This window comes from Rhodococcus sp. O3, assembly GCF_048897285.1.
Taxonomy (GTDB): domain Bacteria; phylum Actinomycetota; class Actinomycetes; order Mycobacteriales; family Mycobacteriaceae; genus Rhodococcus.
Genome location: NZ_JBMBTE010000004.1, coordinates 1 through 16,333 on the forward strand (window position 1 = coordinate 1; position 16,333 = coordinate 16,333).

The 16,333-nt window shown below is 65.9% G+C and carries 15 protein-coding genes and 1 pseudogene; 4 read left to right on the forward strand and 12 right to left on the reverse strand.

Annotation, left to right across the window (positions count from 1 at the left end; genetic code table 11):
• Positions 1 to 258 precede the first annotated feature (258 nt).
• Positions 259 to 1,206: an HNH endonuclease gene (locus ACN675_RS02485; protein WP_248674027.1), complete on the forward strand. Its 948-nt coding sequence runs from the start codon at positions 259 to 261 to the stop codon at positions 1,204 to 1,206.
• A 685-nt stretch (positions 1,207 to 1,891) separates the two neighbouring features.
• Positions 1,892 to 2,061 (forward strand): annotated as a pseudogene (locus ACN675_RS02490) (fumarylacetoacetate hydrolase family protein); the annotation flags it as partial.
• Between the two features lie 9 nt (positions 2,062 to 2,070).
• Here ACN675_RS02490 and ACN675_RS02495 read toward each other — a convergent pair.
• Genes ACN675_RS02495 through ACN675_RS02520 form a run of 6 tightly spaced genes read right to left on the reverse strand, consistent with a single transcriptional unit; the run spans position 2,071 to position 8,500 of the window.
• Entirely contained in the window at positions 2,071 to 3,231 is a 1,161-nt protein-coding gene (locus ACN675_RS02495; protein ID WP_248674028.1) for a thiolase family protein, read from the reverse strand.
• A 30-nt stretch (positions 3,232 to 3,261) separates the two neighbouring features.
• Positions 3,262 to 4,041, reverse strand: a complete 780-nt coding sequence (locus ACN675_RS02500; RefSeq protein WP_420749413.1) for a crotonase/enoyl-CoA hydratase family protein — start codon at positions 4,039 to 4,041, stop codon at positions 3,262 to 3,264.
• Positions 4,038 to 4,802 (reverse strand): SDR family NAD(P)-dependent oxidoreductase, encoded by a 765-nt coding sequence (locus ACN675_RS02505; RefSeq protein WP_248674030.1) that lies wholly within the window; start codon positions 4,800 to 4,802, stop codon positions 4,038 to 4,040. Before ACN675_RS02505 ends, ACN675_RS02500 begins: the two co-directional genes overlap by 4 nt.
• A 60-nt stretch (positions 4,803 to 4,862) precedes the next feature.
• Positions 4,863 to 6,011 (reverse strand): acyl-CoA dehydrogenase family protein, encoded by a 1,149-nt coding sequence (locus ACN675_RS02510; protein ID WP_248674031.1) that lies wholly within the window; start codon positions 6,009 to 6,011, stop codon positions 4,863 to 4,865.
• A 45-nt stretch (positions 6,012 to 6,056) separates the two neighbouring features.
• Positions 6,057 to 7,247, reverse strand: a complete 1,191-nt coding sequence (locus tag ACN675_RS02515; RefSeq protein WP_248674032.1) for a CaiB/BaiF CoA transferase family protein — start codon at positions 7,245 to 7,247, stop codon at positions 6,057 to 6,059.
• Positions 7,244 to 8,500 (reverse strand): MFS transporter, encoded by a 1,257-nt coding sequence (locus ACN675_RS02520; protein WP_248674033.1) that lies wholly within the window; start codon positions 8,498 to 8,500, stop codon positions 7,244 to 7,246. The genes ACN675_RS02515 and ACN675_RS02520 overlap by 4 nt, the downstream gene beginning before the upstream one ends.
• Before the next feature lie 20 nt (positions 8,501 to 8,520).
• On the opposite strand from ACN675_RS02520, the gene ACN675_RS02525 reads away from it, so the two are divergent.
• Positions 8,521 to 8,667, forward strand: coding sequence for a hypothetical protein (locus ACN675_RS02525; protein WP_248674034.1), 147 nt, complete (start codon positions 8,521 to 8,523; stop codon positions 8,665 to 8,667).
• An 80-nt stretch (positions 8,668 to 8,747) separates the two neighbouring features.
• On the opposite strand, the gene ACN675_RS02530 is transcribed toward ACN675_RS02525, so the two are convergent.
• From ACN675_RS02530 to ACN675_RS02555, 6 genes are all read right to left on the reverse strand, one after another.
• Complete coding sequence (locus ACN675_RS02530) at positions 8,748 to 9,752, reverse strand: LysR family transcriptional regulator (protein WP_248674035.1); 1,005 nt, start codon at positions 9,750 to 9,752, stop codon at positions 8,748 to 8,750.
• A gap of 366 nt (positions 9,753 to 10,118) precedes the next feature.
• Entirely contained in the window at positions 10,119 to 10,388 is a 270-nt protein-coding gene (locus tag ACN675_RS02535) for a DUF3263 domain-containing protein (RefSeq protein ID WP_197250695.1), read from the reverse strand.
• A gap of 67 nt (positions 10,389 to 10,455) precedes the next feature.
• The gene (locus ACN675_RS02540) at positions 10,456 to 11,901 is read right to left on the reverse strand and encodes an aldehyde dehydrogenase (protein WP_248674036.1); all 1,446 of its coding nucleotides are present in this window, start codon (positions 11,899 to 11,901) and stop codon (positions 10,456 to 10,458) included.
• A gap of 38 nt (positions 11,902 to 11,939) precedes the next feature.
• Positions 11,940 to 13,046 (reverse strand): NAD(P)-dependent alcohol dehydrogenase, encoded by a 1,107-nt coding sequence (locus ACN675_RS02545; RefSeq protein ID WP_197250696.1) that lies wholly within the window; start codon positions 13,044 to 13,046, stop codon positions 11,940 to 11,942.
• Between the two features lie 57 nt (positions 13,047 to 13,103).
• Positions 13,104 to 14,333, reverse strand: coding sequence for an NAD(P)/FAD-dependent oxidoreductase (locus ACN675_RS02550; RefSeq protein WP_248674037.1), 1,230 nt, complete (start codon positions 14,331 to 14,333; stop codon positions 13,104 to 13,106).
• Between the two features lie 4 nt (positions 14,334 to 14,337).
• Positions 14,338 to 15,660, reverse strand: a complete 1,323-nt coding sequence (locus ACN675_RS02555; protein ID WP_248674038.1) for a cytochrome P450 — start codon at positions 15,658 to 15,660, stop codon at positions 14,338 to 14,340.
• Between the two features lie 349 nt (positions 15,661 to 16,009).
• Here ACN675_RS02555 and ACN675_RS02560 point away from each other — a divergent pair, with 349 nt between their 5' ends.
• Entirely contained in the window at positions 16,010 to 16,330 is a 321-nt protein-coding gene (locus ACN675_RS02560) for a 2Fe-2S iron-sulfur cluster-binding protein (RefSeq protein WP_248674039.1), read from the forward strand.
• Positions 16,331 to 16,333: the final 3 nt, after the last annotated feature.

The window sequence follows — 16,333 nt, forward strand, 5'->3', positions numbered from 1 at the left end:
ATATGCTCAAGCGGCAGACGCGCGGGCGAGCCAACCTCGACTTGCTGCGCAAACGTATCGTTCACCTCGAATAGTGAAGCATGGCAGAGGCTTACCGGAAAGCGGGACGTATCCACCTTCGATGAGCCACATCACGCTGGGCCCCATAGGTGTCGGTCATGGAAAACACGTTCTTCCTACGAGGAAGCCCCCAGCCGAAGGCGCCCACCTGTCATGTACCAGAGTTGTCTCCTGTTCGGAGCGTGACAGGAGTAGAAGTTGTCTCTAGAGAAGGCCAGCACGGCATGGCTGGCGCAATCCAAGCAAGCGGATTATCGACGCATCGTCGGCAGTGCCAAGTACGACGACAACGCGGCATCTCACTACAGCTGGGATAGCTCGGTGGTGCACCATGACGAGGTACAACCGGGCGACATCATCGCCATCTGGGACGAGTTCCTGATCGGGGTTTCCGTCATCGAGCACATCGAGGTCGGCGACGGCATCAAGACTACGACGACCTGCCCCGTGTGCAATCGCGCGAATGTGGTGCGGCGCAAGCGCAAGCGTCCCCCGTATCGCTGCGACGACTGCCACGAAGAATTCGATGAGCCGATCTTCGGTGAAAAGGAGGTCACGACCTACCGCAGCAGTCACGCTCAGGCCTGGATCGACCTCGAAGGCGTCCTCGACGGCAAAGCCTTGCGGTCACTCTGCGTGCACCCGAAAGAGCAGAACAGTTTCCGGCGGCTCCGCCTCGACGACTTCCGTGAGGCACTCGAGGACGCAACCGACGGCAACCTCCTGCACATTCTCGACGAAACGTCGAAGCAGATGACCGGTGGACCGGAGGGCCATGTCGTTCGACCTGTTCGGGTGAGAGTCGGTCAGGCCGGGTTCAGAGCCAAACTGCTTGCCGAGTACGGGGCGCAGTGCGCAGTGACCGGCGCGGCTCCGAAATCGGTTCTCGAAGCGTGCCATCTCTATAGCTACGCCGAAGTCGGCAAGCATGCGGATCAGGGAGGTCTGCTCCTGCGTCGAGATATCCACCGCCTGTTCGACCAGGGGCTTATTGCGGTTGACGAGTCCGGTGCCGTCGACGTGGCCGAGGAGATCCGGACCTACCCAACGTACGGAGATCTGCATGGCAAGGTGCTTCAGGTAGTCCTCACCCCCAAGCAACGGAAGTGGATCCGTAGCCACTGGCTCGAATGGCGCGGCCGGTAGGCGATCGACCCGCCGATCGGAAGGTTGTCGTTGAAGTCGGGGCGTGGGTGGGTTCTCCGCAAATACTTCCCGCCGTTCACGTCAAGCCACCCGGACTCGGGTCGGGCCGATCTACGTGGGCTGACCGGCGACACGATGTGGACGCCCCGATGGAGCAAGCCCCGGCGATTCCGCGGGGAAGTGGGGGTCGTCCATCGGTACAGCCAGAGTGGGCCACGGCTGATGCCACTCGGCACAACTGGTGTCAACTGAGGCCGCCGCGCGCAGCCCAGATCTGAGCCCAGGAACGCCCACCCGTCTGGGGAGCGGGTGGAGCGAGCCACCTGCTCGGGGCGGTGTGGCACGCGGGAGCGCTACGGGAGCGCTGGACTCAGACCAGAACTGGCCACGCCCTGAGTTCGCTACGCCGACACGAGGTCGCAGACGCGGAGGCCGCCGAGGCGCGCGCAGCTCGCCGCTGTGGATGTCGACTCGGGCCGCCGGCAGTGGTGCGATCAGCGGGTAGTTTGTCGTGCCCGGTGATGCCGATTCGGTGGCAACCCTGCGGACCACCTTCCATGCCCACGCAATTCGGCACGGCGTCGTCGACCTCGACAGCGCGGCGATCCGTGCCAGCCGCGTGCCCTCACCCGGGCGATTTCGCAGTGGATCAACATCTTCGCCGTGCCGTCGGTGATCGCCTCCCTCCGAGACGGTTACCCTCTACCTCGGTGATGTCATCTTCACCGGCACCCCGCAGCGTGGAGTGGGACAAAACCGCCGCGGTTCCTGCAGCCAGATGAGCGACTGACCAGTTGGATCAGCGGAATCGGCGATCTGTACCAGAGTTTCGTTGCTGCTTCCGAGTCGTCGTAGCACGTGGGTTCAACGATCCACGACGTTCTCGAAGACGGTGGCATTGGCCATGCCGCCGCCCTCACACATCGTCTGCAGCCCGAACCGGATGTTTTCTGCGCGCATGTGATGGACGAGCGTAGTGGTCAGGCGTGCACCCGAGCCACCGAGCGGATGACCCAGTGCGATTGCCCCGCCCAGCGAATTCACGCGATCCTCCGAGGCCCCGGTTGCCCGGAGCCAGGCGCCGACGACACTGGCGAATGCCTCGTTGACCTCGAAGGCACCGATGTCGTCGAGAGTCAGGCCTGCCCGTTCGAGCGCCCGTGCCGTCGCGGGGATCGGCCCGGCCAGCATGGTGATGGGATCGTCGCCGACCACTGTTGCGGTGTGCACCCGCGCCAGTGGTGTCAGTCCCAGGTGCCGGGCGCGTTCTCCGGACATCATCAGCAACGCGGCTGCGCCGTCCGAGATCTGAGATGCGTTACCTGCGGTGATCCGCCCGTCCTCGCCAAGGACCGGATCCAGCTGGCCGAGCTTGTCGAGCGTTGTGGCCCTGCGAATTCCTTCGTCGAATTCGAGCTTCGTCCCGTCCGGCAGGGTCACCGGCACGATCTCGCCGGCGAAGCGACCGTCGTCGACTGCCTGGGCTGCTCGCTGGTGTGAGCGCAGGCTGTACTCGTCGAGCCAGGTGCGGCTCAACTCGTACCGCTCGGCGAGAATCTCGGCGCCGCGAATCTGATTGAATTCGATGCCCTCGTATCGCTGTCGGATCGCGTCACTGTTCGGGTCTCCGAGACCGACGCGCCGCGCCGATCCCATCGGGATCCGGGTCATCGATTCGACACCGCCCGCAACGGCGACGTCGTATTGACCGGAGATGATCCCGGCGGCGGCGAAATGCAGTGCCTGCTGGCTGGATCCGCACTGGCGCTCGATGGTGGTGCCGGGCACCGACTCGGGCCAGCCCGAGGCGAGAACGGCGTTGCGGGCGATGTTGCCGGCTTGCTCGCCGACTTGGCCGACACACCCCCACACGACGTCGTCCACAGCTGCGGGCTCGATGCCGGCGCGATCGAGCAGCGCGGTCAGGACCGTCGCGGACAGATCGACCGGGTGGACCTCCGCCAATCCGCCCTTGCGCCGCCCGATGGGGCTCCGGACGGCTTCGACGATGACTGCGTCACGCATGGTGTGTTCCTGTTCTCTCGTTCTCGATGGTCACGACCCGGTCCAGACCGGGGTGCGTCGTTCGGTGAAGGCGGCCGCACCCTCGCGCGCGTCGTTCGAGCCGAACACCGGCATCACAATGCGCCTGGTTCGCTCGAAGGCCTCGGCCGGCGGCCAACCGGGTGATTCGACGACCACCTTTTTGCTGGCCTGTACCGCAAGTGGGCCATTCGCGGCAATCGTTTCGGCGATAGCGAGAGCTTCGGACAGTATCTCGGATTCGGTGGCGAGACGGTTGACCAGGCCGAGGGGGTGCAGCTGAGCCGCGGTCATGGGAGCGCCGGTGAGAATCATCTCGAGTGCCACCGCACGTGGCAATCGGGTCGGCAGCCTGGTCAGTCCACCGGCGGCGGCGACCAGGCCGCGCCGCACTTCGGGAAGACCGAACGTGGCGGTCGGTGCGGCCACCACGAGATCGGCGGCCAGTACGATCTCGAATCCGCAGGCGAGTGCCGGGCCGTCGACAGCGGCGATCAGCGGCTTGGCGGGTGGCGCCTCGACCAGCCCGGCGAATCCGCGATCCTCTACGCGGGGGCTCTCTCCGCGGAGGAAGGCCTTGAGATCCATTCCTGCGCAGAAGTACCCACCGGCGCCGGTGATGACACCGACACTCAGACCCGGGTCGTTGTCGAGACGATCCATCGCCGATGCGAGGGCACTCGCCATCGCCCGGTCGACGGCGTTGCGGGCGTCCGGACGGTTGAGCGTGACCACCAGGATCCGGCCCCGTCGTTCGGTCAGCACCACGTGCTCGGGAGTCCGGTCGGTCATCGGGGGGCCATCCGGATAGCGCCGTCGAGGCGGATCGTCTCGCCGTTGAGCATGCCGTTTTCGATGATGTGTGCGGCCAGTGAGGCGAATTCGGACGGTTCGCCGAGGCGCTGAGGGTGGGGGACCGAGGCGGCCAGGGCTTCGCGGATGTCGCTGCGGGCGTTCAGCAGAAGTGGGGTGGCGAAGACACCGGGCGCGATTGTGCAGACCCGGATCCCGACGCTGGCAAGGTCGCGGGCCGCCGGCAGGGTCATCCCGACCACCCCGGCCTTGGACGTCGCGTAGTTGATCTGCCCGATCTGGCCCTCGAAGGCGGCGACGGACGCGGTCAGCACGCACACGCCGCGGTCGGCGTCGAGCGGCTCGTTGGCAGCCATCGATTCGGCCGCGTAGCGGAGCACGTTGAAGGTGCCGATGACGTTGAGGCGTATGACCGACTCGAACGGCTCGAGGTCGGCGGCCTTCCCATCCTTGGAGAGGATACGCATGGGTTTGCCGCGGCCCGCGCAGTGCACGACTGCGCGTACCGGGCCCTGCTCGGCGGCTTCGGCGAATGCCGCGGCGACGGCGTCCGGGTCGGTGACGTCGGTGGGCACGAACTGCGCAGCCGGGCCCAGCGCGGCGGCCTGCTCGGCGCCGGGGGAGCCGGGAAGGTCGAGCAGGGTGACGGTGGCGCCGGACTCGACCAGACGGGTGGCAGTCGCCAGTCCGAGTCCGGATGCACCGCCGGTGACGACGGCGTTGATGTTCTTGATCTGCACTTCTACGGTCCTTCGATGCGGTCCGGACGCACAGCGACCGGAACGGGAGCGGTGAGAGGCTCAGAGCCCCATGGACTTCGAGATGACGCTCTTCATGACCTCACTGGTGCCGCCGAAGATCCGGGTGACCCGGGCGTCGGCGTACAGCCGGGCGATGGGGTATTCGGTCATGTAGCCGTAGCCGCCGTGCAGCTGCAGGCACTTGTCGATCACCCGGGCCTGCAGTTCGGTGCAGAACAGCTTCACCTTCGCTGCATCCGCCGGGGTGAGTGTGCCGTTGTCGAGGGCGATGAGCGCCTGGTCGACCATCGACTGTCCGGCCTGCAGGTCGGTCGCGCATTCGGCGAGTACGAATTTGGTGTTCTGGAAGTTGGCCAGCGGCGTGCCGAACACCTGGCGTTCCCGAGCGTATTCGAGGGCGAGATCGACTGCCGCGGTGGCGGTGGCGAGGCCGGTGATGGCGATCGACAGCCGCTCCTGCGGCAGGTTGTGTGCCAGCATCGCGAATGCGCCGCCCTCCTTGCCGAGGAGGTTCCTGGCCGGCACGCGGACGTTGTCGAACGTCAACTCGGCGGTGTCGGACGACTTCATACCGATCTTGTGCAGGTTGCGGCCCCGGATGAATCCGGGCATGTCCCCCTCGACGACGAGCAGTGACAGCCCTTTGCGGCGGTTGTCCGGATCCTTGGAGGTGCGTGCCACCACGATCACCAGTTCGGCGTTGATGCCGCCGGTGATGAAGGTCTTGTTGCCGTTGAGGATGTAGTCGTCGCCGTCCCGGACGGCGGTGGTGGCGACCCCCGCGAGATCCGAGCCGATGCCGGGTTCGGTCATGGCGATCGCGCTGACCAGGTTGCCGTCGGCGAAGCCCTGGAACCAACGGTCGCGCTGTTCCTCGTTGGCGTACTCGAGAAAGTACGGCAGCACGGTGTTCAGATGCACCTGGAATCCGCCGAGAGAGGCTGCGGCGTAGCCGATCTCCTCGTAGACGACGGTGTTGAACAGGAAGCTGTCGATGCCGCCGCCGCCGTACTGTTCGGGTACCTGCAGACCGTTGATTCCGATCTCTGCGGTCTTCTTGTAGAAGTCGCGGGGGATGCAGCCCTGGGCTTCCCAGTCGGGCAGGTTGGGGGTGATTTCCTTGGCGATGAACTGGCGGACGGTGTCGCGGAAAGCGTCGTGGTCTTCGGTGAAGATGGTGCGTTGCATGGTGATTCCTTTGAGAAGGCGGGTTCGTCGGCGGGGTTCCGGTGCCTAGCGGAGGCGGACGATGTCGGAGGCGACGAGGGCGTCGACCGCGGCGGCGGGGTAACCGAGTTCGGTGAGCAGCTCGGCGGTGTGCTGACCCAGGTCCGGGTCACCTTCGCTGCCGGGCTTGGGAATGCTGCCCAGATGCCAGGGTGAGCCGAGGGCGGTGTGCGATGCCCCGTCGGTGTCGCTGACCTCGATGAACAACCCGGACGCTTCGACGTCGGCACTGCGCATGGCCTCGGGGTAGGTGTTGATCCTGCCCGCCACAACTCCGTTGGTGGTCAGCAATTCCATGGCTTCGTCGCTCGTCATCGTCGAAAATGCGCTGCGCAGCTCGATCAGCATTGCCTGCCGGTTCGCCACCCGCAGGGTGTTGCTTGCAAAGCGGGGGTCCTCGGCCAGGTCGAGGCGCCCGATGAGGCGACACAGTCGGTGGAAGTGCACGTCGGAGTAGGCGGACAGGACCAGGTTTCCGTCCTTGGTTGTCATTACGTCCGCGGCTGGGGCGATACTGGGTTGTCCGTTGCCCTTGCGGATGGGTTCCTCGCCGGTGATCAGGTATTGGCCCCAGTTCGTGCCCTGCAGGTGGAGCGCGACTTCGAGGAGCGAGACCTCGACGGTGTCGCCTTCGCCGGTGCGGAGGCGGCGCACATAGGCCGCGAGGATCGCCTGGGCGCACACGTAACCGGAGGCGACGTCGACGATCTGGGCCCCCACCTTCTGCGGCTCACGGTCGGCTTCTCCGGTGACCCACATCATCCCGCTTTCGGCCTGTGCTGCGATGTCGAGGCCGGGTCGGTACTTCGACGGTCCGTGCAGCCCGAAGCCGCTGACGGTCGCGTAGACGATCCGGGGGTGGGCGGCGAGGATCTGGTCGGCGCCGAGTCCGAACGACTCCATGACTCCGGGGCGCAGGTTCTGTACGACGATGTCGGCGCCGGCGATCAGTTTCCGGGCGATCTCCTGTGCCTGAGGGTCTTTCAGGTCCAGTGCGATGGACCGCTTGCCGCGGTTGTAGTTCTGCAGCATGGCCTCGCCGGCTGGTCCGATCCCGCGGGCGGACTCGCCGTGCACCGGCTCGACCTTGATCACGTCCGCCCCGAGGTCCACGAGGATCTGGGTGGCGGCGGGGGCTGCGATGAATTGCCCGAAGTCGATGACGCGGACGCCGTCCAGGGGGCTGTTGATGTTCATGCTGTCTCCTCGACTCGACGGCGGATGAGGGTGATGTCGCGTTCGGGGTTGACCAGGAAGATTGCGATGACTGCGCCGACGATCATCAGGGCGCCGCTGGATTGGAAGCCGATCGCGTAGCCGGTGATCTTGTCGACGGACGAGCCGACGGTGAAGCCGAGTACGAGCGGCGCCATCATGCCGGAGATGCTTGCGATCGCCGAGAGCATGCCCAGGACCATTCCGCGCTTCTTCGCCTGGACAACGTCGGCGATCGCGGAGAGTGCGACGCCGAAGGCTGCGGTGTTCAGCGAGAACGCGAGGGCGATCAGGACCAGTTGCAGTCCGCCCTGGGGGAGCAGCGTGAACCCGGCCATCGAGATGCCGGCGCCGGCGACGAGCGCTGCGCTGAAGTAGCCGCGGGCGACTCGGCGGGAGACGCCCCGTGAGATGAGCCGGCCGGAGAACCAGCCCGCGGTGATGGCGCCGCCGGCGGCGAGTCCGTAGGGCAGCATCATGAGCTGACCGGCGGTGGCGGTGTCGTAACCCAGGCCTTCCTGGAGATAGACGGGCAGCCATGCGATCTTCAGGGTGGTCGACCAGTACGAGCTGAACATCAGGACCGCGATGCCGATGACGGTGCCGGTCTTCAGGATCGTTTTGTAGGGTGCGTCGACAGTCTCGACGACCACCGTCGACACCGGAGTTGTTTCGCCTTCGTCGGCGCTGCGGCCGAGGATCAGCCAGGCTCCGGCCCACAGGGTGCCGATCGCGATGAGTACGTAGAACGCGGCGTGCCAATCCCAGTGGAAGATGATCCAGGTGAGTATGGGTGCGGCGAGCAGGGTGCCGATCGAGGCGCCCGCGGAGACGAATCCGCCTGCCATCGCTCGCTTCTCCGGCGGGAACCACGAGTGTGCGGCGTGGTTGGCCAACGCGAATGCGGGGCCTTCGGCGAATCCGAGGATCACTCGGCAGGCGATGAGGACGCCGAAGCTGACGGTGCCGAGCAGCGGGATCATTGTCGCGACCCAGGTCAGCATCAGACCGGCGAGCAGCCAGCGAAGGCTTACCCGAGACGAGAGCCAGCCGAAAAACAGTGCGCCGGCAGCGAATAACCAGAAGAAGCTGCTCTGCAGGAGTCCGAACTGCTGGGAGCTCAGCCCCAGGTCGTGCTGAATCTGTACCCCGGCGAACGCGATGACGGATTTGTCGGCGTGGTTGATGAGCATGAACAGGACGAGAAGGCCGACGACGAGCCAGGCACGTCGCATCTGCGTCGGCCGTGGCGGACGTGACCGTACCGACGTATTCGTCGACCCTGTTGTATGCATCGTGGGATCCCTCCGAGAACAAGCGGCAGTGGCGCACCGACGAGCAGGGCAATGTCCACTCCGAAGGGAGGATCATCCAGGTGGTGGACCCGGGCGCGCCGCGATGACGTGAGTTGGTACACACCATTCAAAGCGCGGCAATCGATCGGGTCAAAGACCAAAAAAGTAGAAGATCTACTGCAATTGCCTATGAATCATGGGAGACTCGGGCATTGTCTTCCCGTAGCCGGCGGTCGCCTTCCTCGCGCGTCAGCCTTCCGGCTTCGACCAGGGACAGTCCGTCTGCCATGTACCCCGCGACGGACTGGGCGAACTCCTCGAAGGAGGCCCGGGCGCAGGCCAGGAACTCGGTCGATGCCTCCGTGATCCGTCCGGGTCGGTGGACGACGCCCATCTTGCGGGTCAGGCGCGGCGAGAGTTCCCGTACGACTCCACCGCGGAGGATCGCGTCGAGCCCACTACGCAGCGCAACGATCGACACCCCACCGCCGGCGAGGACGATCGGCAGCACCGCGCCGCGCTGGCGCACCTCCACCGCGACATCCGGCTCGACTCCGTGCAGACGCAACGAGCGTTCGATGAAATCGCGGGTTGCCGTACCGCGCCCACTCATCACGAAAGGGACCCCGGACAACTGCTCGATCGGCACCGGGTCCGGCCACCGCGCATCGGTTCCCGGCGGACACACCAGCACCAGCTGCTGATCGATCAGTTCCTCGCCCACCAGGTCCTCGGTGGGCAGCGGCAGTGCGAGGATGCCCAGCTCACACGCTCCGGACTTGACCAGGGACACGACATCGGTGGTCTCGTCGCGTTCCTCGATGTGGAAACGGATGTCCGGGTACTGATGGCGGAACTTGGCCACCCACACCGACAGGGGGTCCGAGGACAGATCCGACAGGGACGCCACGTCGATTCGGCCGGCGCGCATCGCACCGACATCTCGGACCGCATTCTCCGCAGCGCCCACATCGCGCAGGATTGTGCGGGCCGGGCCGACAAGGGCCTCGCCGGCGGGGGCCAGTACCAACCCCCGTCCGACCCGATGGAACAACTCGACGCCAAGATCCTTCTCGAGCTTGCGCACCGCTTGCGACAGGGACGGCTGCGCCACCCGCAGCTGTGCCGCGGCTCGTGTCACCCCGCCGCTGTCGACGACGGCGAGGAAGTACTCGAGCTGGCGCAGGTCCATGATCCGAATCTAGAGGCTGAGCCGGGCGTGGCGTTCGATGTCATCGAACCATCAGTACGCGACCCAGGGACGATAGCAACTTCTTCTCCAGGCGCACCGCTGCGTGCGCGGCCGACCGCACGAACCCCGCGTCCCGATCGGAAGAGGCAGCGTTGTAGTGGGCACACTGCGCAAGCCCGATCACGGGCGACTCCGAAGGTGCACCCACCGTTCTGGATGACCATCTGCTGAAGGAGTGAAATTGGGGCAGGGCGCATAGGTGGGTGTCGGGACGCGCTGCGCCGGGCCGGTATCCGGGTGGTTCGGAGCCCTTCACACGCTGTCAGGACTACGCGCGAAGTGCGAGCGAGATGTTCACTCGTCTTGTCACAGCGGTTCGAACCTCATGATCGAGTCCGCTGGGGCGTGACGACGTCTGCGACCGGCCGGTGGATAGCCGAGTTTGTGTGCGCAGAGAGCTTTCAGACGGCGCCGGACCTGGACGTCGATACTCGGATGTTCGTCGAGGAGACTCTGCAGGCGGTGGTAGAAGTCGATGGGTAGGAGTCCGAACTCGGGCAGGATGTGCTCGTCACCGCCACCGTAGGGTGCCCACCGCACGGCGAAGTCGAGCAGCGCGACTTCATCTTTCGTCACTGTGCTCCTTTCCTGAAATTCACCACCGTGGGCGGGGCTACCTGTATATGCAGCCCCGCCCACCGTGTCAGCGCACGTCGAGGTAGATGCTCTTGAGCTGTTGGTAGCCCGCCAGTCCTTCGGGCCCGAGTTCCCGCCCGAGTCCGCTGTTCTTGATGCCGCCGAAGGGGGCGGTCGGATCGTTGGCGTAGCCGTTGATGCCGACCGTTCCGCTGGCGATGTTGCGGGCGAAGCGTGCACCGCGTTCGGGGTCGGCGGTCCAGACCGAACCACCGAGGCCGTAGTCCGAGTGGTTGGCGATGGCGATTGCCTCGGCTTCATCGGTGTAGGGGATGACCGACAGCACCGGGCCGAAGATCTCCTCCTGCGCGATGGTGTGCCCCGTCTCGACGTCGGCGAATACCGTGGGTTCGACGAACCAGCCGTGATCTGCCCCGGCAGGACGCTTGCCGCCGGTGGTGATCCGCCCACCGTCCGACTTACCCTTCTCGATGTAGCCTTCGACGCGATCGCGTTGACGGGCCGAGACCAGCGGTCCCATCTGCGTCGCTTCCGAGAGCGGGTCGCCGACGGACACACCCTTCGCGAGATCCGTAATAGTGTCGACGATCTCGTCGTAGCGTGAACGCGGCGCGAGTACCCGGGTGCCGAGCCAGCAGATCTGGCCGTTGTTGAGAAGCGTTGCGGCATAGAAGGATTCGATGTTGGCTGCGAGGTCGGCATCGTCGAGGACGACCGCGGCGGACTTGCCGCCGAGTTCGAGAGTGACCGGACGCAGCAGTTCACCGCAGGTGCGGGCAATGGTGCGGCCGGCTGCGGTGGAACCGGTGAACGAGACCTTGTCGATGCCCGGGTGGGCGACGAGGTAGGCGCCGAGTTCGCGTCCGCCCGGGACGATGTTGAGCACACCCGCAGGAAGGCCCGCCGCGATCGCCGCTTCGGCCATCAGGAAGGCGTCGAGCACGGTCTCCGGAGACGGCTTGAGAACGACGGTGCAGCCGGCGGCGAGCGCCGGAGCGATCTTGAGGAACGTGATGGCCTGGGGGACGTTCCACGGCACGATGGCGCCGACGACGCCGATGGGAGAGCGGGTGACGAGGGTCGATCCGCCGAGCATGCCGGGTCGGATCTCGTCCTCCTGCTTGGCCGTCATCTCGGCGTAGTAACGCAGCAGGAGAGGTGGGAAGCCACCCTCGAATTGTCGGGCGAGGCTGATGGGCATGCCGTTCTGGCTGCTCACCCGGGTCGCGGTGTCCTCGGCGCGGGATTCGAGTTCGTCGGCGAAGCGGCCCAGGACCTCGGCGCGCCGGGCGGCGCTCCACGACGCCCAGCCGTCCGGGCCGGTGAAGGCCGCGCGGGCGGCCTCGACCGCATCGTCGATGTCGGACTCGGTACCGTCCGGCACCGAGCCGATCCGCTGTTCGGTGCTCGGCGAGATGACCGGAATCGTCGAATCGCCGGACGGCCGTACCCATCCGCCGCGGATGTAGAGATCGGTGTAGTCGATCGTCATCGGGGTGTCCTTCTCGGAAAGTGTGTCGGGTGGAGTGGTCAGTCCTGCACGAGCACGGGCTTGAGCACCTCGCCCCGGTGCTGGGCCTCGATTGCGTCGTTGATCTTCGCGAAGGGGAAGGTGGTGACGAGCTTGTCGAGCGGGAACCTGCCCGCCTTGTAGAGCTCCACCAGTTCGGGGATGAATTCGTCGGGGACACTGTCGCCCTCGATGATTCCGGTGATCGTGAGTCCCATGGCGAGGGAGCTGATGATGTTCAGTGGCACGGATGCTGCCGGGTCGGCGGGCACGCCGATGAGGCCGATCGTGCCGTGGAAGGTCATGGCGCCGACGAGCGACTCGATTACTGCCGGGACGCCGGAGGTGTCGATCGCGTAGTCGACACCGGCGGGGACGATGGCGCGGACCTGCTCGACGAGTGGGCCGGCGGCCGGGTCGACGACGTGGGTGGCGCCCAGTTCGAGGGCGAGTTCGCGCCGGGACCGGTGGGGTTCGACGGCGATGATGGTGGTGCAGCCCTGCACGACGGCGCCCATGACGGCGGCCAGGCCGACGGAGCCGGCGCCGGCGATGAGTACTGCGGAGCCGGGACCGCAGTTCAGGGAGCGCATCACTGCCCCTGCGCCGGTCTGGATGCCGCATCCGAGGGGTGCGAGCAGTTCCGCGGGGACGTCGTCGGGAACTTTCACGACGTTGCGCTCGAACGCGAGACTGTGGGTGGCGAAGGAGGATTGGCCGAAGAACAGGCCGGTGAGTTTTTCCCCGTCGGTGGTGGTGATCGGCCCGGTTCCGTCGTCGCGCACCCCGTCGTAGGCGAGGTGCATGAATTGGTGGCAGTAGGACGGTGCACCCGTGGTGCACGACGGGCAGGTCCCACAGCTGTTGAAGGTGATACTGACACGGTCGCCGGGTGCCACTTTGGTGACGCCGGGGCCGACTTCTCGAACGATGCCGCATCCTTCGTGGCCGAGCACGGCGGGCAGCGCGGTCGGGAGGGCGCCGTCGCGTGCAGCGAGGTCGGTGTGGCAGATGCCGACGGCCTCGATCTCGACGAGAACCTCACCGGCCCTGGGTCCCTCGATGGTGATCGGCTCGAGGGTGAATTCGGTGTGCGGCTCTCTCGCGACTGCTGCGAGTGCTTCCATCGTCACGTACTCCATATCTTGTGGGCCGACCCGTGGGCCGGCGGAGATCGAAATGCTCTACAGAACGGCGTCCCGCAACGAGGTCGCGGGGTCGGCGAGTGCGGTGGGGTCGAGCTTGGTGCGGTCGCCGATAAAGCGTTTGCCGGCCATGAATTCGGCTGCGGCGTTTACGGTCTCGACGGCGACGGGGACGCCGTCGCTGTCGAGGTGGAACAAGGCGAAGGAGGACTCGGACGGATCTCCGCGCAGAACAGCCCGGGTGTCGGGATCGACCATCCCGGCCATCTTCATCCTCAGGTCGAACTGATCGGACCAGAACCACGGCACCTCGTGTGGTGGCCGGGGTGCGCTCATGATGACAGCGGCCGCCTGTTTCGCCTGTTCCACCGCGCTGGGAATGCTTTCCAGTCGCACCATCTTGCCGAGGGTGTCGTGCAGGCGATAGGTCACGTCCCCGATGGCGAGGACATGCGGATCGCTGGTGCGGGCCGAACCGTCCACCACGACCCCGGCGAGGCACTCGATGCCTGCCTCCCGCGCCAGCGCGTCATTGGGGATCGCTCCCACTCCCACCAGTACCAGGTCACACGCGATGTCGGTGCCGTCGGCGAGGGTGACTCCACCGACGCGACCGGCTGTCCCGGTGATTTCCCGGACCTCGGCACCTGTGAGGATGCGCGTGCCGCGGTCTCGGTGGAAGCGGGTGAGGGCGGCGGACAGTTCCGGGCTGGCGACCCGGGCCAGTACCCGTTCCTCCCGCTCGATGACCGTGACCTCGCCCCCGCGGGCGCGGGCCGATGCCGCGACCTCGAGTCCGACGTACCCGCCACCGACGATGGCCAGCGAGGATCCGCTGTGGACTGCCTTGCGCAATTGCGCGGCGTCGGCGAGCGTGCGCAGGCTCAGGACACCGTCGAGATCACTACCGGGGATGGTCAGCGTCCGTGGTGCGGCGCCGGTGGCGAGGACGAGCGTCGTGTACTCGAGGATGGAACCGGACGCCGTCGTCGCAGTGCGGGCGTCCCGGTCGATGTGCACGACCTGGTCACCCAGTCGGGTGTCGATGGCGTTGTCGACGTAGAACGATTCCGGCTTGAGCCATTGCACGAACTCGTCGTCGGCGTACTTCTTCGACAGAGGCGGGCGATGATACGGCGGATGTGTTTCCTCTCCGCACAGGATGATTCGGCCGTCGAACTTCTGTTGGCGGAGCAGACCGGCGAGTGTGCCACCGGCATGCCCGGCCCCGACGATCACCACGGTGGGTGAGGGGTGTGGCGTGGGCATCGTGCTACCCGGCGAACTCGATCTCGACGGGCATGTTCTTGAGGCCGCCGACGAAATTGGTCTGGATCATCTTGGTGTCGTCCACCAGTTGGAGCGACTCGATGTGGGGGAGCAGTTCCTCGAACATGATCCGCAGCTCCAGCTTCGCCAGGTGCTGGCCGATGCACATGTGCGGGCCGTAGCCGAAGGCGATGTGCTTGTTGGGCCGGCGGGTGATGTCGAAGCGATCGGGGTCGGGGATGACCTCCGCGTCGCGATTGCCCGACTGGTACAGCAACATGAAGCGGTCGCCCTTCTTGATGTCACGGCCGCGCAGCGTGTAGTCCTGCGTCGCCTGACGCATGAAATGCTTGACCGGCGAGGCCCAACGCAGCGACTCGTTCACAAGGTGCGGAGCGAGCGACAGATCGGCCTTCACCTTGGCGAGTTGGTCCGGGTTGCGACCGAGTTCGAGAATGCCTCCCGCAAGAGTGCTCGAGGTGGTGTCGTGGCCCGCGGTCGCGATGGCGATGAACCAGCCGTAGGCCACCTCGTTCGGGTAGTAGTCACCGTTCTTGTCGCGGGCGAGGGAGATGATCGTGGCGAGGTCGTCCCGGGGGTTGGCGCGGCGATCCTGGAGCAGTCGTTCGAAGTAGGCGTAGAAGTCCTGGATCGTGGCCACCCACTGCTTGGCGGCGGCGTCCGGGGTGAGCGGTTCGACATCCTCGCGGATGGCGTCGGGGTCGGCCGTCCCGAAGAACTCCTGCGTCAGGGCCATCATGCGGGGCTCGTCCTCCTCGGGCACCCCGAACAGGCTCATGATGACGTGCAGGGGGTAGTACAGGGCGAAGTCCTTGACGAAGTCGATGCGGCCGTCTGTCTCGAGGAGTCGGGCGACGGACGCCTTCGCCAGGTCACGGATGGTGGTTTCCCACTTCGCGAGGTTGGTCGGCCGGAACCAGTCGACGGCGATGTCCTTGATCTCGGTGTGCTCGGGCGGATCGAGGTAGGTGAGCGTCTCCAGGATGCGGAGACTGCCGTTGTTGATGCTCTTGGTGAACTCGTCGCCGGCCTGGTTCGCCAAGATCGGGTTGACCGACCCCTTGTTCTCACCACCCGCGCTGGTGAAGATGTCGGGCTGACGCTCGATCTCCATGATGTCGTCGTGCTTGCTCACCAGCCACAGCGGGTCGTACCCCTCGACGACAGCACGGCCGAGTGGATTGTTCTCGCGCAACCAACGGTAGGCCTCGAACAACTCGTCGTTGTCCCGGTGCCCTTCGGGCAACACGATCCGGCGGGCGACGGCGTCCGGGATCAGCTCTGTGACCTGCTCTGTAGTGCTCATCGAATCCCCTTCGTGATGCTGTGAGATGTGGCGCCGAACGCTGCGGCGCTCACGTCGGCCGATGTGAGTTCAGCCTGTCAGCAGCGGGGGTGAGGGGCATCACACCAGCGAACGAAAGTTGTCTATCTAACGGGGGATGTGGCCCCGGTCACTCTGCTGTCGCTTGCTGGTGGCGGCGCAGTTTTCACCCCATGGGAGGGGGGTAATCGGCCGATGTGGTGATGTGCGCGTCCAGTGACCGGCGACACAATTTCGGTCATGGAGAACGCGGCCGTACCCATCCGGGTGCATCGCCCCGCACCCGCGACGACCGCGCAGATGTTCACCGGTCGACCCGAAGGAGATTGCCATGCCCAACGTCGTGTACCAGCTTCCGGATGGTTCGACGGCGTCCGTCGACGTCCCGTCCGGCCAGACTGTGATGGACGGATCGGTACGCAACAACCTTCCCGGCATCGTCGCCGAATGCGGGGGCAGCTGCTCGTGCGCAACCTGCCACGTGTACGTGGACGAAGGTTCCGCCGCGGTGTTCAGTGAGCCGACACCAGAGGAACAGGACCTTCTCGAGTTTCTCGATGGTGTCCAGCCGTGCTCTCGCCTCGCTTGCCAGCTGGTGCTGACCCCCGACGTGGACACCGTCAAGGTGACCGTGCCGGCTTCGGGCGACTGACGA